We start from the raw sequence: 24,471 nt of genomic DNA, 5'->3' as shown, positions 1-24,471 counted from the left end.
GGAACCGACCATCCATCGAGACACCGGCAAAAAAGGCCCCTCAGCCGCAAACGCCTGTTTGCGGCTCCTGATCTGCCTGCTTTCGATTTATCCCCGGCCAGTTCCGCAACGGCCGGAAACCCTTTTAAGGAGGGGTTTGGCCAGCGCGCAATACGGGTGCGGGGAAATATAAAAAATAATGCCGGTTGACAGGGGCGGGAGTGCCCAATTTCCGTCATGAAAGGCATATTTTTAATTTAAATCAGTGCGTTACGCGATGCAGCGCAAGCGAATCGCGTGTTTTCGGGGGTTTAGGTTTTCATCCGTTGCAGCGCAGCAGAAAATGAAACGGAGCCAGAGATTTTATCTCTGGCTCCGTTCCTGTTTCGTGCCAAGGCAGACGTCTAATGCCTGCCTTGAAAGACCGAATCGGCTCTCGCGTCAGAGCGCTCCGACGCGCTTGGTCAGGCGCGACATCTTGCGCGCGGCCGTATTCTTGTGAAGCACGCCGCGCGCGACGCCGCGCGCCAGCTCGGGCTGGGCAGCCTTGAGCGCTTCGGTAGCGGCAGCCTTGTCGCCGCCGGCAATCGCTGCTTCCACCTTCTTCACGAAAGTACGGATGCGGCTCATGCGGTTGGTATTGATCAGGGCGCGGCGCTCGTTGCGACGGATGCGCTTGCGGGCTTGCGGCGTATTGGCCATCGAATTTCCTCTGTCTGGCCGACGTACGGCCCCTACCTAACGAATCTGCGTATGGCGAGCGGACTCGCCGGAAAGCGCGCCCCTTAGCGGTGGTGCCGGCTTCCGTCAAGCCGGAGAAGGCGCGCTAACCCGCCTATTTCTGGCATTTACGGCACCAGAACGTGCTGCGCCCGCCTTGCACGAAGCGCAGTATCGGGGCGCCACAGGCGCAGGCCTGCCCCTCGCGCCCATAGACCTGCCAGGAGGCCGCGAAGTATCCCAGCTCGCCTGAAGGCTGCGCATAGTCGCGGATGGTCGAGCCGCCTGCCGCGATCGATTCGGCAAGGACGTCCTGAATCGCGGGCACCAGCCGGCCCAGCGAGGGCAGCGAGACGCGTCCGGCCGCCTTGTCGGGTCGGATGCCGGAGCGAAACAGCGCCTCGCACACGTAGATGTTGCCGAGTCCCGCCACGATAGCCTGATCGAGCAGCAGTTGCTTGATCGGTGCCGTGCGGTCCCTGAACGCGCGCCTGAGGTGCTGCGGGGTCAGTCCGGGACCGAGCGGTTCGGGGCCGAGGCCGGCGAAGGGGGCCCAGGTATCGAGGTCCGCGGTGGCCACCAGATCGACCGATCCGAACCGCCGTGCGTCGTTGAGCGCCAGGACGTGCCCCGATTCGGTTTCCAGCACGAGGTGATCGTGCTTTTCGGGCTGCTCGGGCTCGATCCGCCACCGCCCTGACATGCCGAGGTGGAAGACCATGGTGCGCTCGCGGTCGGTATGGATCAGGCCGTACTTGGCACGGCGACCCATCGACGTGACCCGTGCGCCGGTAAGCGTCTGGACGAGATCGGGCGGGAAGGGGCGGCGCAAGTCCGGCCGGTTGACCTGCACGTGCGCGATTCGCTCGCCGTCGAGAAAGCGGGCGAGGCCGCGTACGGTGGTTTCGACTTCTGGAAGCTCGGGCATTTGATGCTTGCGTTAGCGCCATCGGCGGCGCCTGTCATCGCCCACGGTGGGTTACGGGAGCGCGATCAGCTTGCCGGCTGGCTGTCGCGCAGCCGCATGAACGTGGCGCGCACGCCATCCGACAGAACGACGCCGGGCGCATCGGGCATGGCTGCTGCGCGCGATTTCATGCCGGGGTCCCAGAACTGGCCGATATGGTCCAGAGTAGCCGCGATGGCGGCTTCCTGCCCCCTGGAGGCGAAATTGCGCAGAATCTGGTCGGCCATGTAGGCAAGGCGCTCGTCGGTGCTCATCATGGCTCTGGTCACTCCGCAGGTTCGGCCGTCTCGATGCGGCGGCTCTGGTCCGCCTGCGCACGATAACGCCTTTGCCAGTCGGAAGGTCCGTTGGACGGCGCGACCTGGACGGCAGTCACCTTGTATTCGGGGCAGTTGGTCGCCCAGTCGGAAAAGTCCGTGGTGATGACGTTGGCTTGCGTGTCGGGGTGGTGGAAAGTGGTATAGACCACGCCGGGCGCTACCCGGTCGGTGATGAGCGCGCGCAAGGTGGTCTCGCCCGCGCGGCTGCGCAGCGCCACCCAATCGCCGTCGCGTATGCCCCGGTTTTCGGCATCGTGCGGGTGGATCTCCAGCCGGTCCTCGGCATGCCAGGCCTCGTTCGGCGTGCGCCGCGTCTGCGCGCCGACGTTGTACTGGCTGAGGATGCGCCCGGTGGTGAGCAGCAGCGGGAAGCGCGGGCCGGTGCGCTCGTCGGTCGGCACATAGTCGGTGACGACGAACAGGCCCTTGCCGCGCACGAAGTGGTCGATGTGCATGGTCGGCGTGCCATCGGGCGCGGCCTCGTTCACCGGCCACTGGACCGAACCGCGCTGATCCAGCACGTCGTAGGTCACACCCGCGAAGGTCGGCGTGAGGCGCGCGATCTCATTCATTACCTGCGAGGGATGGGTATAGGTCCAGCCCAGCCCCATCGCATTGGCGACGAGCTGCACCACTTCCCAGTCGGCGTAGCCGTTCTTTGGCTCCATCACCTTGCGCACGCGCTGGATGCGGCGTTCGGCATTGGTGAAAGTCCCGTCCTTTTCGAGGAAGGTCGACCCCGGCAGGAAGACGTGCGCGTAGTTGGCGGTCTCGTTGAGGAAGAGGTCCTGCACGACCACGCATTCCATCGCGGCCAATCCCGCCGCCACATGAGTGGTGTTGGGATCCGACTGCAGGATGTCCTCGCCCTGGATGAAAATGCCCTTGAACGTGCCGTCGGTCGCCGCATCGAGCATGTTGTTGATGCGCAGGCCCGGTTCGGCATCGAGCGTGACACCCCAGTCCTGTTCGAACTGCGCGCGCGCGACGCTGTCCGAGACATGGCGGTAGCCGGGCAGTTCGTGCGGGAAGCTGCCCATGTCGCACGATCCCTGCACGTTGTTCTGCCCGCGCAGGGGATTCACGCCGGCGCCGGGCTTGCCGACATTGCCGGTGGCCATGGCGAGGTTGGCGATGGCCATGACCGTCGACGAGCCCTGTGAGTGTTCCGTGACGCCAAGGCCGTAGTAGATCGCGCCATTGCCCCCGGTGGCATAGAGCCGCGCGGCGGCGCACACGTCGGCGGCGGGAACGCCGGTCAGTTCCTCGATCGCCTCGGGCGAGCGGGCGGGATCGGAAACGAACGCGGCCCATTCGCCATAGGCCTCGGTATCGCAACGCTCGCGCACATAGGTCTCGTCCACCAGCCCCTCGGTGACGATGACGTGCGCCATGGCAGTGAGCAGGGCGACATTGGTGCCCGGACGCAGCGGCAGGTGGTGTGCCGCCTCGACATGCGGCGAGCGCACGAGGTCGATTCGGCGCGGGTCGATGACGATCAGCTTCGCGCCTTCACGCAGGCGCTTCTTCAGGCGGCTGCCGAAGACGGGATGGCCGTCGGTCGGGTTGGCGCCGATGACGAGAACGACATCGGCCTGCTCGACGCTGTCGAAGTCCTGCGTTCCGGCCGAAGTGCCAAACGTGGTCTTGAGGCCGTATCCGGTCGGCGAGTGGCACACGCGTGCGCAGGTATCGACATTGTTGTTGCCGAAGCCCTGCCGGATCAGCTTCTGGACGAGGAAGGTCTCCTCGTTGGTGCAGCGGCTGGAGGTGATGCCGCCGATCGCGCGGGTGCCGTAGCTGTTCTGGATGCGGCGGAATTCGGAGGCGACGTGGACAATGGCCTCATCCCACGAAACCTCGCGCCAAGGCTCATCCACCGAATTGCGGACCATCGGATTGAGGATGCGGTCGCGGTGCTGGGCATAGCCCCAGGCGAAGCGGCCCTTCACGCAGGAGTGGCCGTGGTTGGCCTTGCCTTCCTTCCACGGCACCATGCGCACCAGTTCCTCGCCGCGCATCTCGGCGCGGAAGGTGCAGCCGACGCCGCAATAGGCGCAGGTGGTGACGACGGCACGGTCCGGCGTGCCCTTTTCGATCACCGTGTTCTCGATCAGCGCTGAGGTCGGGCAGGCCTGCACGCACGCGCCGCAGGAGACGCATTCGGAGGCAAGGAAGCCCTCGCCCTGGCTCGCGGAAATCTTGCTGGCAAAGCCGCGTCCGTCGACGGTGAGAGCCAGCGTGCCCTGCACCTCGTCGCAGGCGCGCACGCAGCGCGAGCAGACGATGCACTTGGCCGGATCGAAAGTGAAATAAGGGTTGGATTCGTCCTTGCAGCCTTCGAGGTGGTTGGCGCCCTCGAAGCCGAAACGCACATCGCGCAGGCCCACCGCGCCCGCCATGTCCTGCAGCTCGCAATCGCCGTTGGCGCTGCAGGTGAGGCAGTCGAGCGGGTGGTCGGAGATATAGAGCTCCATCACCCCGCGCCGTAGCTTGCGCAACTTGTCGGTCTCGGTGCGCACGACCATGCCGGACGCGACGGGGGTGGTGCAGGAGGCGGGGTAACCCTTGCGGCCCTCGATTTCGACTAGGCACATGCGGCAAGAGCCGAAGCTTTCGAGACTGTCGGTGGCGCAGAGCTTGGGGATCGCGGTTTCGACCATGGCGGCGGCGCGCATGATCGAGGTGCCGGCGGGGACGGAGACCTGCTGGCCGTCGATGGTGAGCGATACGGCCTCGCCGGTCGCTTCCGGTGTGCCGAAATCCTTTTCGCGGGTGAATGTCATATCGTGTTACTCCGCCGCTTCGGTCAGCGCATGGCCGCTGCCGAAATCCTCGGGGAAGTGATCGAGCGCGCTCAGCACGGGATAGGGCGTGAAGCCGCCCAGGGCGCAGAGTGAGCCGTGTTTCATGGTGTCGCACAAGTCGCGCAGCAGGTCGATTTCCTCCTCGTGCGAGCGCGCCGCAGTGCGAGCGTTGCGCATCTGCGGCAGGGTTTCGAGCGTGCCCGCCGCGCGTGGGGCCTTGGCGACGATGCGGTCGATCAGTTCGGTGCCGCGCGTCGAGCCGATGCGGCAGGGCGTGCACTTCCCGCAACTCTCGACCGCGCAGAACTCCATGGCGAAGCGGGCCATGTGGGCCATGTCGACGGTGTCGTCGAACACGGTGATCCCGGCATGGCCGATCAGCCCGCCTGCCTCGGCAAAGGCCTCGTAGTCGAAAGGCAGGTGGAACATCGAGGGCGGGAAATAGGCGCCGAGCGGCCCGCCGACCTGTACCGCGCGCACCGGACGGCCGCTGGCGGTGCCGCCGCCGATCTGGTTGACGAGTTCGCCCAGCGTCACGCCGAAACCGATCTCGTAGAGCCCGCCGTTCTTCACGTTGCCGGCGATCTGCACCGGCATGGTGCCGCGCGACCGACCGAAGCCGACCTCGGCATAAGCCTGCGCGCCCTCGGCAAGGATGAACGGCACGGCAGCAAGGCTGAGTACGTTGTTGATGACGGTTGGCCTGCCGAACAGGCCCTCGACAGCCGGCAGCGGGGGCTTCGCGCGGACCTCTCCGCGTTTGCCTTCTATGGATTCGAGCAGCGCGGTTTCCTCGCCGCAGACGTAAGTGCCCGCGCCGACGCGTACTTCCAGCGTGAAGGGCGCGATCTTCGTGGCCGAACGGGCAATCGCCTCGCGCATGGCGGCGATAGCGGAGGGATATTCGCTGCGGATGTAGATGTAGCCGTGGCTGGCGCCCACGGCGTGGCTGGCGATTGCCATGCCCTCGATCAGGCAAAAGGGATCGCCTTCGATCAGCATGCGGTCCGCGAAAGTGCCGCTGTCGCCTTCGTCGGCGTTGCAGATGATGAACTTCTCGTCCGCTGCGGCATCGAGCACCGTCTGCCATTTGATGCCGGTAGGAAAGCCCGCCCCGCCCCGGCCGCGCAGGCCCGAGGCCTTGACGGCGTCCACCACGGCCTGCGGCGAAAGTCCGAGGGCCGTCTCCAGCCCTTTCCATCCGCCGTGCGCGGCATAGTCGGACAGGCTGAGCGGATCGGTCACGCCGCAACGCGCGAAAGTAAAGCGCTGCTGGCCGGAGAAGAAGGGATGGTCCTCGATCCTGCCGATGCGGGCCGGATGGCTCCCGTCCAGCACGGCCGAGACATCGTTCGGGCCGACGGGGCCATAGGCAATGCGGCCTTCGTCGGTCTCGACCTCGGCCAGCGGCTCGATGGCGAAGAGCCCGCGTGATCCGGTGCGCACCACCTCGCAGCCGGCGCTGGCGAAGGCTTCGGCCAGGCTGTCGGCACCGAGGGCAACAGAGGCCATGTCCTTGCTGACGAAGATCCGCATCATGCTTCCACCTCGCCCGCGATCCTGCCGATGGCCGCGCTGTCGATGCGCGCCACCGGCCGGTCGTCGACCATGGCATTGGGGCCTATGGCGCAAAGGCCCAGGCAATATACGGGTTCGAGCGCGACCTGCCCGTCCTTGCGGGCATGGCCCATGGCGACGCCGAGATGATGGGACAGCTCGGCCTCTATCGCCGCGCCTCCGCGCGCCTGGCAGCTCTCCGCACGGCACAGCTTGATTACGTGGCGGGCGGGCGGCTCGGTGCGGAAGTCGGGGTAGAAGCTGATTACCCCGTGTACTTCTGCGCGGCTGATGAGCAGCGCATCGGCGATCAGCGGCACGGCCCCGGGGGCGATGAAGCCGAGCTCTTCCTGTATTTCGTGAAGGAGGGGGAGCAGTGCGCCGCGCTGGTCGCTGTGCACGAAGCGGTCGATGATGGACTGGATCTGGGCGGTTTGCGTCATGGTGCCTCTCTCTTGGGCATCACGCTGCGGTATCGGGGCCGGACGGTCAAATTGATTAGGGTGATGCGTGATAGAAAAATTCAATCACGCATCGATTCCCCGGCAATGCGCCGTGCGCAGTTGAGCGCCGCCGCCGCCACGGGATCGAGCGGGCCCCGGTCGCCGACGACGAGGCCGATGCGGCTGATGGCGGCATCCATGGCGAGGGGGCGGACATGCGCCCAGTCCGTCCCTTCGATCAGGTCCACGTATCGTTCGGGCATGACCGTCGCGAGGCCGCCGGACTGGACCATGGCGAGCAGGGCGATGTAGCTGTCCGCCGTTGCACGCGGGGTGGCCGAAAGGCCGTGCGCGTCGAGCAGTCCGTCGAGAATGCGCCGGTTCTGCATGCCCTGGTGAAGCAGGCATAGTGGATGGCGAGCGACCTCTTGCCATGAAACGGCGCCGGATTCGCGCTGCGTGCCGGCTTCGGCGGTGACGAAAACGTAGCGTTCGGCGTAGAGCGGCACGCTGATTACGTTCGAAGGGCTCTCGTGGTCGAGATAGGTCACGCCAGCGTCGATCTCGAAGGCTTCGATGGCCCGCATGATTTCGCGCGAGGTCTGCGAGCGGACCGAGAGCGTCATGCCGGGATGTTGCCGCAGCAGTGCCTGCGTGAACTGCCCGACGCTGGGCATGGCCGCGGGAATCGCACCGAGCCGGAACTCGCCGCGCAGTGGTCCACCGAGCGCCTCGACCGCATGGACCATGGCCTCATGCGCGGCGAGCAGCTGCTGCGCCCAGGGCAGCATGGCGCGGCCTTCTTCGGTCAATCCGATGTAGCGTCTGTCGCGTTCGACGAGGCGCTTGCCGAGCTGGGTTTCGAGCGAGTTCAGTGCGGAGGACAGCGTCGGTTGCGCGACCCCGCATATATCTGCGGCGCGCGCGAAGTGTTCTTCGCGCGCCAGGGTCACGAAATAGCGCAGCGCGCGTAGTTGCATGCACCTTCCCGGCAGCTTTCGATAGATACCTTCTATCACTCCTGCCGGCGAAAGAAACGGGTCGTCCGTCGTGTCGCGGCGGTTGGTCCGGCGATCAGCCGAGCCGGAGGAATTCCCGTCGCGTCCCGATCGGTCCGTTTCCGGCTATCTGCTTTCGAAAGGCGCGAACAGGCTGTCGAGCGCCTTGCGGGCCGACGGTGTCAGGCTGAGCAGCGACTGGCCCGCATCTGCAGGGTCGTTGTGTTGCTCGACATGTCCATTCTGGATCAGGATTGCCGCCCACCGCGCTCCGGTCGAGGCGGGGACGCCGGCGGCCAGACATGCACTGCTAATGTGTATCGGCTTCTGGTCAGCTTCTGCGCAATACAGGCTTAGTAAAATATCCCAGGCAGGATCATGGAATATTCCGGATCCTAGAACCTCATCTCTTTTTCGCCGAATTTTGAATAGTATTTCGGCGATATTTGTGCCGCCGTCGGTCGTGTCGTTGCAAGCCGTGGAATTTCTGGTTCTCAAGTCGATGTTAAGATCCAGGCCGAGTTTTTCGAACAGGCTAGAACTTTCACGTTCCCTGTTGGTATTCTGTTGCATTTGCGCCCCTTGATGCAGCCCTGCTGCCGCGCAGATTAGTAAACATTGTTTACTCCATTTTGGAATAAAATTTTCTTCACTAGGGGAATGTAAGCGTTTGAAATTTTTGTGCCGTCCGGGAACCCTGGGAAATCCGTTAGGTTCTTACCCGTGGTGGGCTAAGTAGGCCGAGGGCGGCCGATTCGAATCTGGAATGGAATAGATGTACCCAAACGCTGCCTCTCGCAAAGACGCGCTTCGCGCATCGATCGATGCTCTGGACGAGATCGTCTCGCTATATGACAGGCTTGGTCTGATGGTGCCGGCGGTGCATGCGGCGACGGCCCTGGAAGCTGCCCGTTCTGCCCTTGCCAATGGCATGGGCGCTGCTGCCATGCCCGATGAACCCTGTGGTCGTCAGGGTATCGAGACGGGATCGGCTCCGGTCCGGTCAGCCGGGCGCGGCTAGGCACGCCCGGCCAGGACAGGCAAACCTTGCTTCAGACGCGGCCGATGGACGAGTAGGCGAAGCCAGCCTCGCGCATGGCGTCGGGCTGGTAGATGTTGCGCAGGTCGACCAGAACGGGCGCATTGGCGAGCGCCTTCACGCGCTCCAGGTCGAGAGCGCGGAATGCGTCCCATTCGGTCACGATCACCACGGCATCGGCCCCTTCGATCGCGGTATAGGGATCGGCCGCCATTTCCACTTCGGGCATCAGCGGCTTTGCCAGTTCCATGCCTTCGGGATCGTAGGCGGCAACCGAGACGCCGGCATCGTCGAGCGTCTGGGCAACGGCGATTGCCGGGGAATCGCGCATGTCGTCGGTGTTGGGCTTGAAGGTCAGGCCGAGCATCGCCACGCGCTTCCCGCGCGCCGCGTCCGCACCGCCGAGTGCTTCCACGACCTTGCGGCCCATGGCGCGCTTGCGCAGGTCGTTGACCTTGGCAACCGCCTCGACGATCCGCACCGGGCTTTCATAGTCCTCGGCGGTCTTGAGCAGCGCCAGCGTATCCTTGGGGAAGCACGAGCCGCCGTAGCCAGGACCGGCGTGGAGGAACTTGCCTCCGATGCGGCCGTCCAGCCCGATGCCGCGGGCCACGTCCTGGACGTTGCCGCCCACTTTCTCGCACAGGTCCGCGATCTCGTTGATGAACGTGATCTTGGTCGCGAGGAAGGCGTTGGCGGCGTACTTGATGAGTTCCGACGAGCGGCGCGACGTGAACAGGATCGGGGATTCGTTGAGGAACAGCGGGCGGTAGACTTCGCGCATCACCTCGCGTCCGAACTCGTCCTCGGCGCCGATGACGATACGGTCGGGGCGCTTGAAGTCGCCGATCGCCGCGCCCTCGCGCAGGAATTCTGGATTGGAGACCACGGCGACCTGATGCGGCGTGCCGCTTTCCTTGAGAATGCGCTCGACCTCATCGCCGGTGCCGACCGGCACGGTCGACTTGGTGACCACGACGGCATCGTTCGAAAGGCTCTCGCCCACTTCGCGCGCGACGGCATAGACGAACGAGAGGTCCGCATGCCCGTCACCGCGACGTGAAGGCGTGCCCACTGCGATGAAGATGGCACTGGCATCCTTGATGCCCTCGGCAAGGTCGGTGGTGAAGGTGAGTCGGCCCGCCTTGACGTTGCTGGCCACGAGAGCGTCGAGGCCCGGCTCGTAGATCGGCATTACCCCTTCGTGGAGGCGGTCGATCTTCGACTGGTCCTTGTCGATGCAGACAACGTCGTGGCCGAAATCGGCGAAGCAGGCACCCGAAACCAGCCCGACATAGCCCGAGCCTACCATTGCAATCTTCATACGAACCTCATCCGGTCGAAATTCGCCCGGCCTTTAGGGCCAGGCTCAGCAAAGTCCAACGCCATAGCGGCATAGTTACAATGAATGGTTCACAAGGAATGGTATTTCCTAAACCAGTTCACGAAGAGCGGTACGCCCGCTTCGAGCGAGGTCGTCGGGGCGTAGCCGGTGTCACGGGTCAGGGCAGTGATGTCGGCATAGGTCGCCGGCACGTCGCCGGGCTGCATCGGCAGCAGGTTGAGCTGTGCCTTGCGACCGCAGGATTCCTCGAGCAGTTCGATCAGGCGCATCAGGTGCTCGGGGCGGTTGTTGCCGATGTTGTAGAGCGCGTGCGGCTTGACGCTGCCGCCCGGTTTCTCCTCGCCGTCGTCGAGAGGCGGACGGTCGAGGCAGGCCAGGACGCCCGAGACGATGTCGTCGATATACGTGAAGTCGCGCTGCATCTCGCCGTGGTTGTAGACGTCGATCGGCCGGTCCGAGAGGATGCGCTCGGCGAATTTCCACATGGCCATGTCGGGCCGCCCCCAGGGGCCGTAGACCGTGAAGAAGCGCAGGCCGGTGAGCGGGATGCGAAACAGGTGAGCGTAAGTCTCGCTCATCAGCTCGTCGGCCTTCTTGGTAGCGGCATAGAGCGAGACGGGGTGGTCGGCGCGGTCCTCCACCGAGAAGGGCAGCTTGGCATTACCGCCATAGACCGAACTGGAGCTGGCATAGACCATGTGCGCGACGTCGCGGGCGCGCGCCAGTTCGAGCATGTTGACATGCCCGGTCAGGTTGGAGGCGGCATAGGCCTGCGGGTTCTCGAGCGAATAGCGCACGCCCGCCTGCGCTCCCAGATGCACGATCGCGGCAAAGCGGGTTTGCTCCAGCGCGCCGTTCAACGCTGCCATGTCGGAAAAGTCGACCTGGCGGAACTGGAACAGGTTGTTGTCGCGCGTGGACAGCCTGTCGATCCGCGCCTGCTTGAGCGAGACCGGGTAGTAATCGTTCATGTTGTCGATGCCGACGACCGGCTGTCCGCGTGCCATCAGCGCTTCGGAAACGGCGGCGCCGATGAAACCCGCCGCGCCCGTCACCAGCACTGTCGAATCCTGCCAGTCCATGAAGTTTCCAAAGCTCCTGCGGTCGTCTTGCCGATTGGCGGCCTTGCGGGGCGCCTTAGATGGAAAAGATGCACTAGAATATAACGGATTGTCTCGCCAGAGGCGGACCGGAACGATGCGCCTGGCTGATACCGCGCCGAACCGGAATTGCGGAGTGGGCACAGGAGAGAGGGACACGCCTCTCCTGTGCCCACTCCGCGTTCCCGCTGCCGGCCCGAAGGCAGGAAGCGGGAACGGTCACCTCGGAGCAGGCTTGACGCATGCGGATCACGGGCATGCATCGCGCCGGATTACGTTGCCCGTTTCGGGCTGCGCGGCGCGAGTAGCATGGACCTGTTTCACTTTTTGGTCGCTGGCCGCGGGCCTTGTCCCATTGCCGGACGCACGGCGAAGCCGGGGCATCGGGAAGTGCTGGCGAACCAACGGAACCCGGCTGTGCTGTGGGTTCGGGGCGTTTCCCCGCTCTTCCCAAGCTTGGGGCGTGCGAAGATTATTGTCGGCGAATCTCTGTCAGCTTGCGTTCCCATGCGAGCGCATGTTCGACGATCGTGGCAAGGTCCGCATAGCGCGGAACCCAGGGCAGCGTGGCCTTGATCCGGTTGTTGTCGGAAATCAGCGAATCCGGATCGCCGGCGCGCCGGCCTTCCATGCGCCGGTCGATTTTCTGGTTGGTGACCCGGTCGACTGCATCGAGCACTTCGAGCACCGAGAAACCGCGGCCGTACCCGCAGTTCATCGTCAACGACTGCCCGGGGTTGTCGATCAGCGCCTCAAGCGCGAGGACATGGGCATTGGCGAGATCGGAGACATGGATGTAGTCGCGCACCCCGGTGCCGTCGGGCGTGTCGAAATCGGTACCGAACACCGCGACGTGGCTGCGCTTGCCGAGGGCGGCTTCGACGGCGACCTTGATGAGATGCGTCGCGCCTGCGGTCGATTGCCCGGTCCGTGCCTGCGGATCGGCCCCCGCGACATTGAAATAGCGCAGCGCGCAGTAATTGAACGGATGCGCCTTCGATACATCGCCCAGCATGATTTCGGTCATCAGTTTCGACATGCCGTAGGGATTGATCGGCAGCTTGGGGCTGTCCTCCGTTACCGGCGAGACTTCCGGGATGCCGTAAGTCGCTGCCGTCGAACTGAAGATGAAGTGGTGGATCCCGGCCTTTACTGCCGCTTCGATGAGCGCGCGGCTCTTGGCGGTGTTGTTGTGATAGTACTTGAGCGGGTTCTCCACCGACTCGGGCACGATGATCGACCCGGCGAAATGCATGATCGCCCCGATTCCCTGCTCGGCAAATATGCGCGCCAACAGATCGGCATCCTCGATATCGCCTTCATAGAGCGGCACGCCCTCGGGCACCGCGAAGCGAAAGCCGGTGGTTAGGTTGTCGACCACGGCGACCGGCCAGCCGGCGTCCTTGAGGGCGAGAACGGCATGACTGCCGATGTAGCCGGCGCCGCCGGTAACGAGGACGGGGACTTTGCTGGTCATGTTTTCCGGATGGCTGTTTCAGACAGTGCAGCTTGATAATATGGAATTCTGACCGTTTGCCTAACTTCGAAACGCATCGTCCAGTTATGCACGGCGCGGCCGATTGAGTTTGTAATCGCCTGTGCCGACAGCCAGACTTGACCGGTCATGAACACGAATGGGCATCGCTGTGCCGACGCGTTCCGGGAATTCGTCGGAAATGAATTCCCGGAACGCGTAATGTCTTGCTGACGCCCCGACCAGGCGATGTTGCCGCCGCCAGGCTCAGAAGTTGCGACTGACCACGGCGAAGGCGTTGAAAATCGGCGCGGCTTTCAGGATATCCTGCCAAAGCCCGCGTTTGCCGGAATAGCCTATCATCACGATGTCCCCATCCTTGACGATCGGATCGGGGCTCACACCGCCTCGAATATCCTTGAGGTTGAAGCGCCCGGCCATGCGCTGCCCATTGATCGTGCGAAAGATCACGACCTCGCTAAGCTTGGCGGTATAAGTGGGGCTCTCGGCGCGCGCGATGGCAGAGAGCAGGGTCGTGTCGTAGTCGATTTCGTACACGCCGGGTTTGTTCACTTCGCCTTCCACCGAGACGTATCGCGGCGCGGCTTCGACAACCGAGACGGTGACCTGCGGGTCTACGAGGTACTGCCTGCCGAGCAGGGTCGCAATTTCACCGGACACCTCGGCGGGAGTTTGTCCAGCTGCCTTGATTTGCCCGATAAGTGGCATCTGGATAAAGCCAGCATTGTCCACAAGTAGCTTGTCAAACGTGAGATCAGGTTCACCGAAGACGTTGACAGAGACGGAATCGGCCGGGTCGATCGTATAGGCAGTGGGGGCTTCTACCGTCGCTGGAATGACATCGTAAGCAGCCTGACCGACTGGCAGGTTCGGATTCTCCGTTACCGAAGTACAGCCTGCCACTAGCGCGAGGTTCGCAAACAAGGTGGCGAGGCCGAGGCTTCTACGAGAACTGAGCATTATCGAATGTCTCCATAACCTTGGGCGTGTCCGCCATATCGAGCGCATAGCTGCGTGGCTAGGCCGAAACATGATGGTTGTCTGCGTAGTAGGAAAGTCGCTCCGTACTGTCGCGCATCTTTAATTGGGTGTCCGGCTTTCCAGGGAACGTCAGATTTCGTCGAAGTGCCCGATCTGTCGTCAGGATAGCGACAGAACGGTGCAAATCGATGACGATCTGCTGTACCAAGTCCCTTGGCCTGATCTTGCTTGGCAATCCCATTGGGTGAGGACTTTCAGTCCTCAAGCTCTGGCACTCCTGGGGGCGGGCACGTCTCGGGAGTGCTTGCAATATGGGCTTCGATGCGGCGGACTCGTTCGGGGATGTTGCGATGACTCGGGTCGCGTAGCCAGCGCAGTATATCGCGCTGGTTGTAGCGATGCCAGATTTCAAGCCCTCGCTCGACGTTGTAACCTGCGCAACGCATCAGATCTGCCCCCAGAGTGTCGGCGCGATCTTCCATCGCGCGTCGTTCGCGCAGGCCTTTGGCTTTGCCGTCGCGGGCCACAACGTGTGCCAGCTCATGCGATGCGAACACGGCCAGTTCGTCTGCATTTTGCGCAAAATCGACGAGCTTGGCGCTCAGGGCGACGTTCTGTCCATCGCTGTAAGCGGTAACGCCCTTTCCGGTTTTTAGAATGAATCGCGTTGCGCACAGTTGCTCTCCGCGGAAGCTTATAGTCAGAGTATGCCCGCCACGTTCCAGCTCCAGGGTGATGTCCTCGCCTTCGGGTGTTGCGGCGAGCAATTCTTCCAAATGGTCCGCAAGCGATCCGGCTTCGGGGTCTTTCGCAACAATTTCGGAAACCGGAGTGGCGTTCACGGACAGAATATCATCTCCGGGGCGAATTCCTGCAACCTGCGCGGGACTTTCCGGAGCGACGGCGATTACCTGGGGTAAATCTCCTAGTCCGGTAAGGTCGCGGACGAGGGGGCGGTCCTGCATGGCATATGCCATGATGGAGTCTATCTTTATGCCGGTGGCTGTGCTGGTCGACCCGCAGAGGTGTCCGGACGACTTCCGCAAGGAAAACTCCACTGCGCCGATTCGGTCTATTTGGGTTCGGATCGCTATCGGCCAAGGCTGAGGCTCGGCTGTGGCGAGTATGGCCGAGGGACCGAAGGCGAACGGTGCAACAATGGCGATCAGCCGCACTAGTGCTCGCAATAACATGAATTTAACAGCATATTTAGGTTTGCAGGACATTGTGCGTTGCGGTATATGAGTATACCGGACTTTCGTCCAGTGTCGGGCAATCAACAGGAGAACCCATTCATGAACCTTCGTAACGTCCTGCCGGCAGTTGCTGCTGCTGGGCTCGTGCTTGCTCCCGTGGCTGCCCAGGCGGGCACCAAGGCAGCTGCTTCGGTTCCGTCGGCCGGTGTGTCGATCGCATCCGAAGGCGCGCGCAATTCCACTTCGGTCGCCAAGAAGCAGAAGGCCACTTCGGGCCTCCTGATTGGCGGCCTTGCTCTCGCCGCCGTTGTTGGTGGTGTGATTATCGCTGCGGACGACAACGGTTCGAGCGGTAGCTGATTTCTGCTGATTTTTTGGGGTCCGGCGCGCGTTAATGCGATGTCGGGCCTCATTGTTTTTCTGATGTGGGTATCCTGCAGGGTGCGGTTTTGACGAGGTTTCTCCAGTCGGGGCTGCGTTTTAGGCAGGCAGGTGTTGCGCTGTGGCGCCAGCCAGAATTTCAGCTACAAGCTTTGCTGGTTCTGGCATTGCTGTTTGGTGGAGGGGGATCCGCCTACGGCATAAATAACCTCATGGTTCAGTTGGCGGCGCTGCTGGTATTGGCGTTGCATCCTGAGCGAGTGATGGATTTCCTTCGTGATGCGCCGCGTTTCTTTGTTGTCCTTTGTGGGCTGACAGTGGCGTTGCCGCTGGCGCAGTTGGTGCCGCTACCGCCGTCCTTGTGGGGGCGGCTTCCAGGGCGCGATCTTCTGTCCGAAAGTCTGGGGCTGATCAATCGCTCGGACGCTTGGTATTCCATTTCGCTGGCGCCATCGCGGACCCTTATTGCGTTTTTTTCACTCATCCCAATGTTCGCCGTGTTCGTTCTTTCATGGCGTTTCGACCGCAGCGAATGGGAGCGCGTACTGTATACGCTAGTCCTGCTGGGGTTGGCCGCGATGGCTCTTGGCGGCGTTCAGATGCTGGGCGGCAATCGTGTCCTTCTTTTGTACCGCGAGCACGTCCATGCCGGATATCTCTATGGGACTTTTGCTAACCACAACAGCGCAGGGCTCTTTTTCGTCCTTGCGATTACTGGGTTGCTGGGCCTGATTGGAGGGGGCATGGCGCGCGCACGGCGACATGGGGGCCGGTGGTTCCAGCCTTGGGTGCGGGTTGGTGTTGCGGTGTTGCTGGCCGTCGCGGTTGTCTTGACACAATCGCGTTCCAGCATAGGCGTGCTGCTGATGGTCATAATGGTGGCTGCTTTTGGCTATCTGTACCGCATGGATGTATCCAGAACTCGCAAGATGACGTTTCTGGTGCTGGGCGTGTTGGTTGCTGCGGGTGCGTTGATCGGCCTGCAAGCAGGTACGCGCTTTGGCAGCAGCTTCGACCGTTTCGAGCGCCTTGACGACGTGCGCCCTGCGATATGGGAAGACACCATTACTTCAGCCGAAAGGTTTTGGCCTGTGGGGAGTGGCATTTCTACATTTCCGGAAGTTTTTGAGGTCGATGAGACTCTCGAGCATGTGTGGGCATTCCACGCGGGTCGCGCCCACAACGATTATCTGGAAATCGCGCAGGAAGGCGGTGTGGTTGGGGTGATCCTGATTGTTGCATGGCTTGTTTGGATTGCCTGGGCGGGGTTGCGTGCCTGGCAAGGAGAGCGGCGCTGGCAAGGGGTGGCGGCTGTTTCTGGGCTTGCGGTCATCGGAATGCAATCGTCTATTGATTACCCACTAAGAAATCAGGCGATTCTTTGTGTCGCTGCTTCTTTTTTGTCGTTGCTTGTGCACGCAGCGTCCAAAAAGGATTTGAATAAATAGTGTGCGAATAGGCTCGATTTTTTACCATTTATTGAGGGATTTGCAGATCGCACCTCCTTGCTTTTGCCTGACGTGCGTAACATGCGCTGACTGCTTGGCTTTGTGTATAAGGTGCGCTAGCGCTTCGATCTGTCGACAGGGTTCACCACGTCGCGACATCGAGTTTGCGGCACAATGAAAACGATTATCCAATGACGGGGAATACATTGACCGACGGTGTCATGATGAATGGCGATGAAGGAAGCTATGTTGGCTCTTTCGAAGAGCGGGATCAGCTTCTGGGGATAGATCTCAAGCAGATCCTGTCCGCAGTACGCCGCAACGTCAAATGGATAGCGCTGATCGTGATTGGCGTTCTGATTGCCGGCTTCCTGGTGACGCTCCTGATGGTGCCCCGCTACATTGCGACCGCGCAAGTTCTCGTGGAGCAAACCACCGATACGATCATAGAAGGAAGCGAGCTTCAGGATACCGCAAACCAGCAGTTCGATGCCGAGCGCTTCCTCGAGACCCAAGTTGATATCATTCGCAGTCGTTCACTTGCCGAACGCGTGGCGCAAAGCGCGAAGCTTGTGGACAGGCAGGCCTTTTACGATGCGATGGGCGAGGCAATGCCCCAAATGGAGGACCTCGACGGTGCGAACCCGACAAAGTCCGAGCTTGCTGATTTGCGTCTCGATACGGTCGTAGAACTTCTGCAGGAGCACCTCTCCGTCGTGTTGCCGGTCGACAGTCGCGTTATAAAGATTCAGTTCGAATCCACTGATGCTGCCACTTCGGCGCAGATCGCAAATCTCTATGCTGAAAACTATTTGGAATCGAATCTTAAGCGGAAGTTTGAAAGTTCCGCCTATGCACGGCAGTTTCTTGCAAACCAACTGGCGGAGGCTCGATCGAAAGTCGAGGCCTCGGAGCGGGAGCTCAACCAGTATTCTCGTGCTGCCGGCCTGATCCGTATTTCCGGACAAGGCCAGAACGCTGACCGCGAGACGACGCTATCGGTGACCAACAATTCACTCGTGCAAGTAAACAGCGCGGCAGCTGCAGCGACCGCTGACCGTCTTGCGGCAGAAGATCGCTGGAATACTATTGCCAAAGAGCCCGTTCTTTCCATTCCGCAGGTTATTGAAAATGCAGCAATACAGGATATTCTGAAGCAGAAGGCAACTTTGGAGGCTCAGCTCGCTGATGAGCAAAGTCGTCACCTTGATGACTATCCAAGCGTCAAAGTGCTCAAGGCTCAAATTAGTGAGCTTAATAAACGTATCAATACGATCGGCGGTGGTATTAAACGGTCCATCTACCTTGAATTTTCGTCCTCACGCGCGCGTGAGGACTCGCTCAAGACGCAAGTCGAGAAGTTGCGCGATGACGCCATGGGAGAACAAGAACGTGGCGTGGGTTATGCGGTTCTAAAGCGGGTGGCCGAGACTGATCGTGCGCTCTATGACACGCTGCTTGAGCGCTACAATCAACTGAATGCCACTGCTGGTTCCACATCAAACAACGTAACTTTGGTCGATAGGGCCGATGTCCCGCGGGAACCGTCGTCACCGAGCCTGATTCTCAATTTGTTTGTGGCGCTCGTTCTTGGCCTCGGCGGTGCAGGTCTCTTCGTCCTGCTGCGTGAGCACTTTGATGATACTGTTCGGTCGCCGGAAGACGTCGAAGCGAAGCTGGGGCTGCCTTTGCTGGGCCTTATTCCAGCAGTACCGGAAGGTGAAGCGGCCGCTGCGGCGGATGATGTGAAGTCGTCGCTTTCGGAAGCCTACCACTCGTTGGTGGCAAACCTTCGTTTCTCGACCTCTAATGGTTTTCCTCGTGTGCTGGTGGTGACCAGTACCAACGAATCGGAAGGCAAGACAACGTCAGCACATTCAGTCGCGGTCGATCTTGCGCGCTTGGGTAAGTCCGTGTTGCTAATCGACGCAGACCTTCGCCGGCCGACGCTGCACCGCCGCATGGCCGAGAAGAACGTTCCGGGCTTGACCGAACTTCTTGTTGGTGATGCCAGCTTTGATGCCGTGCTCCATCCTTCTGGTTTTGATCATCTTACTTACATGACCGGTCTGCCGATTCCTCCCGAACCGTCATTGCTGCTCGGCGGTGATCGACTGCCTCGGGTGATTGAAGAGGCTACGGCGCGCTTTGATGTGGTTGTAGTTGACTCGGCGCCGATGTTGGGCCTGTCCGATACGGCTTCCATTGCCAGCTTGACAGACGGCGTCCTGTTCGTGATCGATGCATCCCGCTTCCATCGAGGGGCGGTCAAGTCCGCTCTTCGGCGCTTGTCGATGGTGAACGCCAAGATTATCGGCGCGGTCGTAACCAAGTTTGATGCTAGATCTGCTAACGGCGACTATGCCTATTATGGCTACAATTATTACTCTTACGGATCTGATCGCTCCAGCGCAGACGCCTGATATGGATAGACTGTAATGCGCCGCGTGGTGTGGTACTTTGTGCTTGCGTTCGTCGCTGTAGTCGTGGCGGTTGTGCAGGTTGATCGTCATTCGCATGAAGTTCCTGCATACGCGAAATTTGTTCCATCACGGTTCGCTAATTTCGCGCTTATTCGCAAGGCGGCGAACGAGGTTCAGAATGGTTCGTCGAAAAAGGCGTTGGCTGATGCAAGAAGGTTGCTCTTCGTGCATCCGGTGCCGGCCGAGAATCTTACAATATTGGCGGTAGCGGAATTACAGAACGGGCATCAGGAGGGTGGTTCAAGGGCACTGATGCTTGCTGCTGGAAGGGGATGGCGCGAGCCTTTTGCCCAGCGTGCCGTTGCTGTAGCTGCAGCGCAATCTGAGGAATGGGAAATCGCGGCTGATCGTTTGACCGCGCTATGGAAAACATCCTCCGACAGCCCAGAAACGCGGGAGACTTCCGGCTTGTTGCTCGAAAATCCCGAGATTCGATCGCATTTTGCTGCACGGCTTGTTGGCCAGACGGTGTGGCTGCCTGACTTTATTGGCTGGGCAGTCCGCAACCTTGATTCTGAATCGTTTGTTGAAACGATCGAGGGGGCCGGTAAAGCGGGAGCGCAATTGCCGTGCGAGCAGTTGAGCGGGATAGCCCGGTCGCTGCTCGATCAAGGTGCGTTGTTGCTTGCGGAACGCTTGTGGCGCAACGCGTGTGCTGCGGGCGCTACTTCGACAAGAGGCAATTTGGCTTTTGACAACCCCAGTTCGGCCAAGCCACAGGATCCATTTTCTTGGACCTATCCATCCGCTGCGGGATTGACTGTGGAAGTTGACGCAGCCACAAATCCTTCGAGTCTCAATTTCGAAAACACGGATCTCCTGCGGCGGGTGGTTGCTCAAAAGTATTTAGCCTTGGGTGCGGGCCCACACCACATCAACGTCGTTACAACGGACCTGCAAACCAACGAGGCTCGACCGATCTTGGTGTATTTTGCATGCCGGGGGTCTGAGGCGAACGCTGTTTTCCGTCCAATCACGGCGGATTCCCGAAATGATACGATTGATGTGCAGATTCCTGCAAATAGCTGCCCAGTCCAGACTATTGAATTGCGAGTGGCAAAGGCCAGCGCAAAGGGGCTTCGCGTGATTATCGATTGAGAAGTGTTAAAGTTCTTATCTGGGGAAGTGTTGTAGTTCATTGTTGTTATATTATATTATTGTATATTATAACTTTTTTGAGTAAAATTTCTCTTTATGAATATTATTTGCGTAGATGCTTTTACGCTACGGGAGTTGATTGCAAGAGTTCTTGTAAGCTCTGCTGGACTCCTCGCTTATTCTTGCTGGGAAGATGATGGAAACGATCGGTTGCCTTACGCCTTGCTGCGGGTGCCCTCTGACCTGCCACGGGTAATTTCCTCCAGTAGCGATTAGAGTCCGGCCTTCGGAAGGACGGACGAGATGAAGCGCAAGAGGAGGTTCACGGAAGAGCAGATCATCGGGGTGTTGAAGGAAGCTGAGGCCAGCGTGAAGACCGCTGACCTGGCGCGGCGGCACGGCATATCCGAGGCGACGATCTACAACTGGAAGGCGAAGTACGGCGGCATGGAAGTTTCGGAGGCGAAGCGGCTTCGTTCGCTCGAGGAAGAGAACGCCAAGCTGAGGCGACTGTTGGCAGATACGATGCTGGACAACGCTGCGTTGAAGGATCTTCTCGCAAAAGAAACTGGTGACGCCCGCTGCCAGATGCAGAGCAGTCGCTCATCTCGCAGATCATCACGGGATGAGCGAGCGGCGGGCGTGCCGTGTCATAGATGCTGACCGCGCGAGCGTTCGCTACCAGTCCCGGCCACCGCCGGAGGCGCCTGCGCGAACTTGCCAACGAGCGCCGCCGGTTCGGCTATCGCCGGTACACATCCTGCTGCGGTGCGAGGGCGCGCCATCTGGCATCAACCGGCTCTATCGGGAAGAAGGGGTTGGCGTGCGCAAGCGTCGGGCACGGCGCAGGGCTCTCGGTACCCGGGCTCCGATCCGTGTCGAGGCTCGGCCCAATGCTCGCTGGAGCCTGAACTTCGTCCATGACCAGTTCGCCTGTGTCAGGCGGTTCCGAGTGCTCAACATCGTCGATGATGTGACCAGGGAGTGCCTCGTCGCGATCCCCGACACGCAGATCTCGAGGCGCCGAGTGGCGCGCGAACTGACCGACATCATCGCATGGCGCGGCAAGCCGGGGATGATCGTCAGCGATCATGGGGCCGAGTTCACCGCCAATGCGATCCTGGCCTAGTGTAAGGATCACGAGATCGAGTGGTACTACATCGCGCCAGGCAAGCCCATGCAGAACGGCTATGTTAAATCCTTCAACGGACGGATGCGGGATGAACTACTGAACGAGACGTTGTTCCACAGCCTCGACCTTGCCTGAACCCATTGCAAATAACGCGCCGAAAGGCATAACCATAAATAACCGCGACGGCTCTAATCGCTACTGGATGAAAGTCCCGTGGCAGGTCACCTCGATTTCAAAGATGGTCTTTAATGCAACAGTCTCCAGAATCGCATCATCAAGTGTGAGCCGAGTGGATATGTTGGCTTTAGTCATGACTCATCTGCAGTATCTAGGATTGCGCGACTGATATTCTCCTCGAAGACGTCAAGCTTGAAGCTCGTCTCGAATTTCTGCCTAGCCTTTGCAGACAGGCTTTCCAGATCACCGCAAGTCCAAGCTTGTGCGATGCAATCGGCTGTGGCGCTCATGTCGCGAACGGGCAGGACATAGCCATTGACGCCATCTTCGACAATGCTCCGCAGGCCGCGCCAATCGGATACCACCGAAGGCACGCCCATTGCGGAGGCTTCGATCACGGCCAGGGGCTGCGTCTCGGCACGAAAGAACGTTGGAAATATGAAAAATGCCGAAGACCCGATGAGGTCGAACTTTTCTCGACCATTTCGCACTCCGAGGCGGCGCACGTTGTTTTCAAGTCCGTGTTCTCGTACCAACTTGTCGAATTTCGATACTTCTTCGTAAGTCCCTTCGCCAATGCAGCGTACATCTGGGTCTAAACCTTTGCTTTGCAACAATCTGGCCAGTTCGACGATATCGAAGATCCCTTTTTCTTCCGTCATGGCCCCGACGAAGGTGAGTATGAGGCTGTCCGGCCGTCGCCACTGCCAACCGTCGGGATAGAGGTCTAGCGGATCGGGAATTCCGTTGACTACGATTTTTGTTACACGACTTTCGCACAACGCGGCGTCATCGGGAGAAACCAGTGCGCAACGAATTGAAATATCTGGTTTCCATAGAGACTTGCGAGCGAGTTTGGCTATTATGGGGTTGGAATCGAGTAGGTACTGCACGCCTCCTGTCGCGTGGAAATGGTATACTGTTTTCCGGCACACGGGCCGTAGCAACGCCAGACAAATGATGTCCTTGATCGCGCCGATCTTGCTGGGTCCAGAAGGACAATAGTAGAGTACGTCGAACGGTGCGCCGCGCGCCGCACACAAAAGAATGCGGCCGACAATGGCTGCGAACCTTCGCAGTTTCGGCAACGACAGTAATCCTGCCTCGCCGATGTTTCCCTGCACTTGTAAGTCCACGGTCCACACATCTGCCCGAGTGTCGAGTGCTTTGACAGCGGTCTCGAACATTAGCGCCTGGCCGCCGATGGGTGGCGGCATCATGCCGGCTGCCAGTATCTTTGGTCGTATGCGGACCTTGTCCTGGGCTTTGTTCAATGCGCTTCTCCGGCCCAACTGACGGTTTTGGCTGCGGCGACCGCATAATCTGTTTGGGCAGAGGTCAACTCGAAAGTCCGTTGCGAGGGAACGGGGAAGTCCGTTGTCAACTCGCGCGCCTGGGTCGCGTTGACAGGGGCGGGAAGGCCAAATCTCTTCATGACGTTACCAACGGACCCAAGCAGGCGGATCAGGGGGACCGGTACCTTGTGATACTTGCCTTCGCCTATCGCGTCGATGAGATGATCGGAGAATGTCGACATCTCGATCGGTGCATCCGTGACGTAGTAGGCCTTGTGCGGCAAGCTTGCGAAATTGAGCTTCGAAAATTCGAACGTCTGGCGCGCAACGGTTTCCACATAGCCGTAACTGCGCTTGAGGGTGCGCGACGATGAAATCAGCATGCGGCCCTTGCGCAGGTTCTTGATGAGGCCGTCGCGAAAGCGTGCGAGACCTGGTCCCCATACATAGGTCGGGCGAAGGATCAGGAACTGGTCCCGCGGTAGGACTCTATAAATCTCTTTTTCCGACAGAACCTTGGATTCCCCGTAGGCTTCAATCGGTCTGTAGTCGGTGTCGTTGGACGGCAGAGTATCCGGCACGCGGTGGACGAACTGGGTCGAATAGAAAATGTACTTAATTCCTGGTCGCTTCGACACATAGCTCACCATTGCCTCGGTTGCCTCGACGTTACGGCGATAGGCGGTGCGGTCCAAATCGACTTCGGTGAACGATGCCAGGTCATAAACGCACCAGATGTCGTTGTCGGCGAACACGGCTTCCATTGCCGAACGATCGCGAAGGTCAGCCTGAATCTCCTGAAGTAGGGGATCAGGCGAGTGGTTTGGTGCCACGGTGTCGATAGAAATTACGGAACAGCCCTCCTGCAGCAAGAGGTCGACGAGGTGAGTACCTATGAAGCCTCGCCCTCCGGTGACGATGGCAGACCGCCCATTAGATGTCTCAGGACTTGTCACAATCCGCTAACCTTCCCTTTTCGCAATACCCAAAGCCGCAAGACGGCTTGTTTTCTCGCGTTGTATGCGATGCGTTTGAAGAGCTGCCGCCAGGTTCAAATCTGTCTCTTGGGTGGCAGGATCCTGCCAGGGTTGCCTACCACTGTGGAACCCGCCGGAACGTCTTTCACGACTACAGCGCCAGCGCCAATGGTGCAGTTGTCGCCGATGACGATATCTCCCAATATGATTGCGTGCGCGCCTATATCCACATTGTTCCCAATGCGGGGGACCTTTGGGCCGTCGGTGGTGTGCTTCATGCCGATCGTCACGCCGTTGCGCAGGTGAACATTGGAACCGATTTTCGTGTCGCTGTGCACCACAAGCCCGTATCCGTGGTAGATGGATGTCTTGGCGCCCAAGCTGCATTTCCAATGAAGCTCTATGCCGATGATCCATTGGGAATAGAATTTGTAGAGAACGATTAGGGGTGAGGCAATTAACTTTATCGATCTACGTGCATCTGAAAGAGGGTGAATTAAGCGATAAAGTGCAAGTAGAATCCTAATTCTAAG

Annotated in this window: 21 protein-coding genes and 1 pseudogene; 6 read left to right on the top strand and 16 right to left on the bottom strand. The window is 60.3% G+C overall.

The window, feature by feature from the left end:
- Positions 1 to 420: 420 nt before the first annotated feature.
- The 8 genes from rpsT to NZK81_RS00835 form a co-directional block, all read right to left on the bottom strand.
- A complete protein-coding gene (rpsT, locus tag NZK81_RS00870) occupies positions 421 to 681 on the bottom strand; it encodes a 30S ribosomal protein S20 (RefSeq protein WP_260043160.1) in 261 nt (86 codons plus the stop codon).
- 133 nt (positions 682 to 814) lie between these two features.
- Positions 815 to 1,627 carry a bifunctional DNA-formamidopyrimidine glycosylase/DNA-(apurinic or apyrimidinic site) lyase gene (mutM, locus tag NZK81_RS00865; protein ID WP_260043159.1) on the bottom strand — a complete coding sequence of 271 codons (813 nt, stop codon included), beginning with the start codon at positions 1,625 to 1,627 and terminating at the stop codon, positions 815 to 817.
- 65 nt (positions 1,628 to 1,692) lie between these two features.
- Positions 1,693 to 1,923: a formate dehydrogenase subunit delta gene (locus NZK81_RS00860; protein ID WP_260043158.1), complete on the bottom strand. Its 231-nt coding sequence runs from the start codon at positions 1,921 to 1,923 to the stop codon at positions 1,693 to 1,695.
- Positions 1,924 to 1,931: 8 nt separating this feature from the next.
- Positions 1,932 to 4,772, bottom strand: a complete 2,841-nt coding sequence (fdhF, locus tag NZK81_RS00855; protein WP_260043157.1) for a formate dehydrogenase subunit alpha — start codon at positions 4,770 to 4,772, stop codon at positions 1,932 to 1,934.
- A 6-nt stretch (positions 4,773 to 4,778) separates the two neighbouring features.
- Positions 4,779 to 6,332, bottom strand: coding sequence for an NADH-ubiquinone oxidoreductase-F iron-sulfur binding region domain-containing protein (locus NZK81_RS00850; RefSeq protein WP_260043156.1), 1,554 nt, complete (start codon positions 6,330 to 6,332; stop codon positions 4,779 to 4,781).
- Positions 6,329 to 6,793: a formate dehydrogenase subunit gamma gene (locus NZK81_RS00845; RefSeq protein WP_260043155.1), complete on the bottom strand. Its 465-nt coding sequence runs from the start codon at positions 6,791 to 6,793 to the stop codon at positions 6,329 to 6,331. Before NZK81_RS00845 ends, NZK81_RS00850 begins: the two co-directional genes overlap by 4 nt.
- Positions 6,794 to 6,873: 80 nt before the next feature.
- On the bottom strand, positions 6,874 to 7,773 hold the full coding sequence (locus tag NZK81_RS00840) for a LysR family transcriptional regulator (RefSeq protein ID WP_260043153.1): 900 nt from the start codon (positions 7,771 to 7,773) through the stop codon (positions 6,874 to 6,876).
- A gap of 144 nt (positions 7,774 to 7,917) precedes the next feature.
- Positions 7,918 to 8,364: a MarR family winged helix-turn-helix transcriptional regulator gene (locus NZK81_RS00835; RefSeq protein ID WP_260043152.1), complete on the bottom strand. Its 447-nt coding sequence runs from the start codon at positions 8,362 to 8,364 to the stop codon at positions 7,918 to 7,920.
- Between the two features lie 202 nt (positions 8,365 to 8,566).
- Between NZK81_RS00835 and NZK81_RS00830 the strand changes: the two genes are divergently transcribed.
- A complete protein-coding gene (locus NZK81_RS00830; RefSeq protein ID WP_260043151.1) occupies positions 8,567 to 8,812 on the top strand; it encodes a hypothetical protein in 246 nt (81 codons plus the stop codon).
- A 31-nt stretch (positions 8,813 to 8,843) separates the two neighbouring features.
- On the opposite strand, the gene NZK81_RS00825 is transcribed toward NZK81_RS00830, so the two are convergent.
- The 5 genes from NZK81_RS00825 to NZK81_RS00805 form a co-directional block, all read right to left on the bottom strand.
- Complete coding sequence (locus tag NZK81_RS00825; protein WP_260043149.1) at positions 8,844 to 10,154, bottom strand: UDP-glucose dehydrogenase family protein; 1,311 nt, start codon at positions 10,152 to 10,154, stop codon at positions 8,844 to 8,846.
- 89 nt (positions 10,155 to 10,243) lie between these two features.
- Positions 10,244 to 11,257 (bottom strand): NAD-dependent epimerase/dehydratase family protein, encoded by a 1,014-nt coding sequence (locus NZK81_RS00820; protein WP_260043148.1) that lies wholly within the window; start codon positions 11,255 to 11,257, stop codon positions 10,244 to 10,246.
- A gap of 490 nt (positions 11,258 to 11,747) precedes the next feature.
- Entirely contained in the window at positions 11,748 to 12,752 is a 1,005-nt protein-coding gene (gene galE / locus NZK81_RS00815) for a UDP-glucose 4-epimerase GalE (RefSeq protein WP_260043147.1), read from the bottom strand.
- Between the two features lie 264 nt (positions 12,753 to 13,016).
- Positions 13,017 to 13,730, bottom strand: coding sequence for a polysaccharide biosynthesis/export family protein (locus tag NZK81_RS00810; RefSeq protein ID WP_260043146.1), 714 nt, complete (start codon positions 13,728 to 13,730; stop codon positions 13,017 to 13,019).
- 275 nt (positions 13,731 to 14,005) lie between these two features.
- Positions 14,006 to 14,728: a M48 family metallopeptidase gene (locus NZK81_RS00805; protein ID WP_260043145.1), complete on the bottom strand. Its 723-nt coding sequence runs from the start codon at positions 14,726 to 14,728 to the stop codon at positions 14,006 to 14,008.
- A 318-nt stretch (positions 14,729 to 15,046) separates the two neighbouring features.
- On the opposite strand from NZK81_RS00805, the gene NZK81_RS00800 reads away from it, so the two are divergent.
- From NZK81_RS00800 to NZK81_RS00780, 5 genes and pseudogenes are all read left to right on the top strand, one after another.
- Entirely contained in the window at positions 15,047 to 15,307 is a 261-nt protein-coding gene (locus NZK81_RS00800) for a hypothetical protein (protein ID WP_260043144.1), read from the top strand.
- Between the two features lie 89 nt (positions 15,308 to 15,396).
- Positions 15,397 to 16,776, top strand: a complete 1,380-nt coding sequence (locus NZK81_RS00795) for an O-antigen ligase family protein (RefSeq protein ID WP_260043143.1) — start codon at positions 15,397 to 15,399, stop codon at positions 16,774 to 16,776.
- A gap of 206 nt (positions 16,777 to 16,982) precedes the next feature.
- Entirely contained in the window at positions 16,983 to 19,199 is a 2,217-nt protein-coding gene (locus tag NZK81_RS00790; protein ID WP_260043142.1) for a GumC family protein, read from the top strand.
- A 15-nt stretch (positions 19,200 to 19,214) separates the two neighbouring features.
- Positions 19,215 to 20,357 carry a hypothetical protein gene (locus NZK81_RS00785; RefSeq protein ID WP_260043140.1) on the top strand — a complete coding sequence of 381 codons (1,143 nt, stop codon included), beginning with the start codon at positions 19,215 to 19,217 and terminating at the stop codon, positions 20,355 to 20,357.
- A gap of 303 nt (positions 20,358 to 20,660) precedes the next feature.
- A pseudogene (locus tag NZK81_RS00780) lies at positions 20,661 to 21,621 on the top strand (IS3 family transposase); the annotation flags it as partial.
- A 176-nt stretch (positions 21,622 to 21,797) separates the two neighbouring features.
- On the opposite strand, the gene NZK81_RS00775 reads toward NZK81_RS00780, so the two are convergent.
- The 3 genes from NZK81_RS00775 to NZK81_RS21685 all read right to left on the bottom strand — a co-directional run bounded on the left by NZK81_RS00775 (position 21,798) and on the right by NZK81_RS21685 (position 24,216).
- Positions 21,798 to 22,940, bottom strand: a complete 1,143-nt coding sequence (locus NZK81_RS00775; RefSeq protein ID WP_260043139.1) for a glycosyltransferase family 4 protein — start codon at positions 22,938 to 22,940, stop codon at positions 21,798 to 21,800.
- Complete coding sequence (locus NZK81_RS00770) at positions 22,937 to 23,917, bottom strand: NAD-dependent epimerase/dehydratase family protein (protein WP_260043138.1); 981 nt, start codon at positions 23,915 to 23,917, stop codon at positions 22,937 to 22,939. Before NZK81_RS00770 ends, NZK81_RS00775 begins: the two co-directional genes overlap by 4 nt.
- 95 nt (positions 23,918 to 24,012) lie before the next feature.
- Positions 24,013 to 24,216, bottom strand: a complete 204-nt coding sequence (locus tag NZK81_RS21685; RefSeq protein ID WP_419181640.1) for a serine O-acetyltransferase — start codon at positions 24,214 to 24,216, stop codon at positions 24,013 to 24,015.
- Between the last annotated feature and the right edge of the window lie 255 nt (positions 24,217 to 24,471).

It is taken from the genome of Novosphingobium mangrovisedimenti, assembly GCF_025153475.1.
In the GTDB taxonomy this organism is placed as follows: domain Bacteria; phylum Pseudomonadota; class Alphaproteobacteria; order Sphingomonadales; family Sphingomonadaceae; genus Novosphingobium; species Novosphingobium mangrovi_A.
The sequence above is the reverse complement of the archived record's forward strand: the minus strand, read 5'-3'. Positions and strand labels throughout refer to the sequence as shown.

Bases quoted from the DNA above. Each gene is read 5' to 3' on its own strand.
- rpsT (WP_260043160.1), bottom strand. From the start codon at position 681: ATGGCCAATACGCCGCAAGCCCGCAAGCGCATCCGTCGCAACGAGCGC.
- mutM (WP_260043159.1), bottom strand. From the start codon at position 1,627: ATGCCCGAGCTTCCAGAAGTCGAAACCACCGTACGCGGCCTCGCCCGC.
- NZK81_RS00860 (WP_260043158.1), bottom strand. From the start codon at position 1,923: ATGATGAGCACCGACGAGCGCCTTGCCTACATGGCCGACCAGATTCTG.
- fdhF (WP_260043157.1), bottom strand. From the start codon at position 4,772: ATGACATTCACCCGCGAAAAGGATTTCGGCACACCGGAAGCGACCGGC.
- NZK81_RS00850 (WP_260043156.1), bottom strand. From the start codon at position 6,332: ATGATGCGGATCTTCGTCAGCAAGGACATGGCCTCTGTTGCCCTCGGT.
- NZK81_RS00845 (WP_260043155.1), bottom strand. From the start codon at position 6,793: ATGACGCAAACCGCCCAGATCCAGTCCATCATCGACCGCTTCGTGCAC.
- NZK81_RS00840 (WP_260043153.1), bottom strand. From the start codon at position 7,773: ATGCAACTACGCGCGCTGCGCTATTTCGTGACCCTGGCGCGCGAAGAA.
- NZK81_RS00835 (WP_260043152.1), bottom strand. From the start codon at position 8,364: ATGCAACAGAATACCAACAGGGAACGTGAAAGTTCTAGCCTGTTCGAA.
- NZK81_RS00830 (WP_260043151.1), top strand. From the start codon at position 8,567: ATGTACCCAAACGCTGCCTCTCGCAAAGACGCGCTTCGCGCATCGATC.
- NZK81_RS00825 (WP_260043149.1), bottom strand. From the start codon at position 10,154: ATGAAGATTGCAATGGTAGGCTCGGGCTATGTCGGGCTGGTTTCGGGT.
- NZK81_RS00820 (WP_260043148.1), bottom strand. From the start codon at position 11,257: ATGGACTGGCAGGATTCGACAGTGCTGGTGACGGGCGCGGCGGGTTTC.
- galE (WP_260043147.1), bottom strand. From the start codon at position 12,752: ATGACCAGCAAAGTCCCCGTCCTCGTTACCGGCGGCGCCGGCTACATC.
- NZK81_RS00810 (WP_260043146.1), bottom strand. From the start codon at position 13,730: ATGCTCAGTTCTCGTAGAAGCCTCGGCCTCGCCACCTTGTTTGCGAAC.
- NZK81_RS00805 (WP_260043145.1), bottom strand. From the start codon at position 14,728: ATGGCATATGCCATGCAGGACCGCCCCCTCGTCCGCGACCTTACCGGA.
- NZK81_RS00800 (WP_260043144.1), top strand. From the start codon at position 15,047: ATGAACCTTCGTAACGTCCTGCCGGCAGTTGCTGCTGCTGGGCTCGTG.
- NZK81_RS00785 (WP_260043140.1), top strand. From the start codon at position 19,215: ATGCGCCGCGTGGTGTGGTACTTTGTGCTTGCGTTCGTCGCTGTAGTC.
- NZK81_RS21685 (WP_419181640.1), bottom strand. From the start codon at position 24,216: ATGAAGCACACCACCGACGGCCCAAAGGTCCCCCGCATTGGGAACAAT.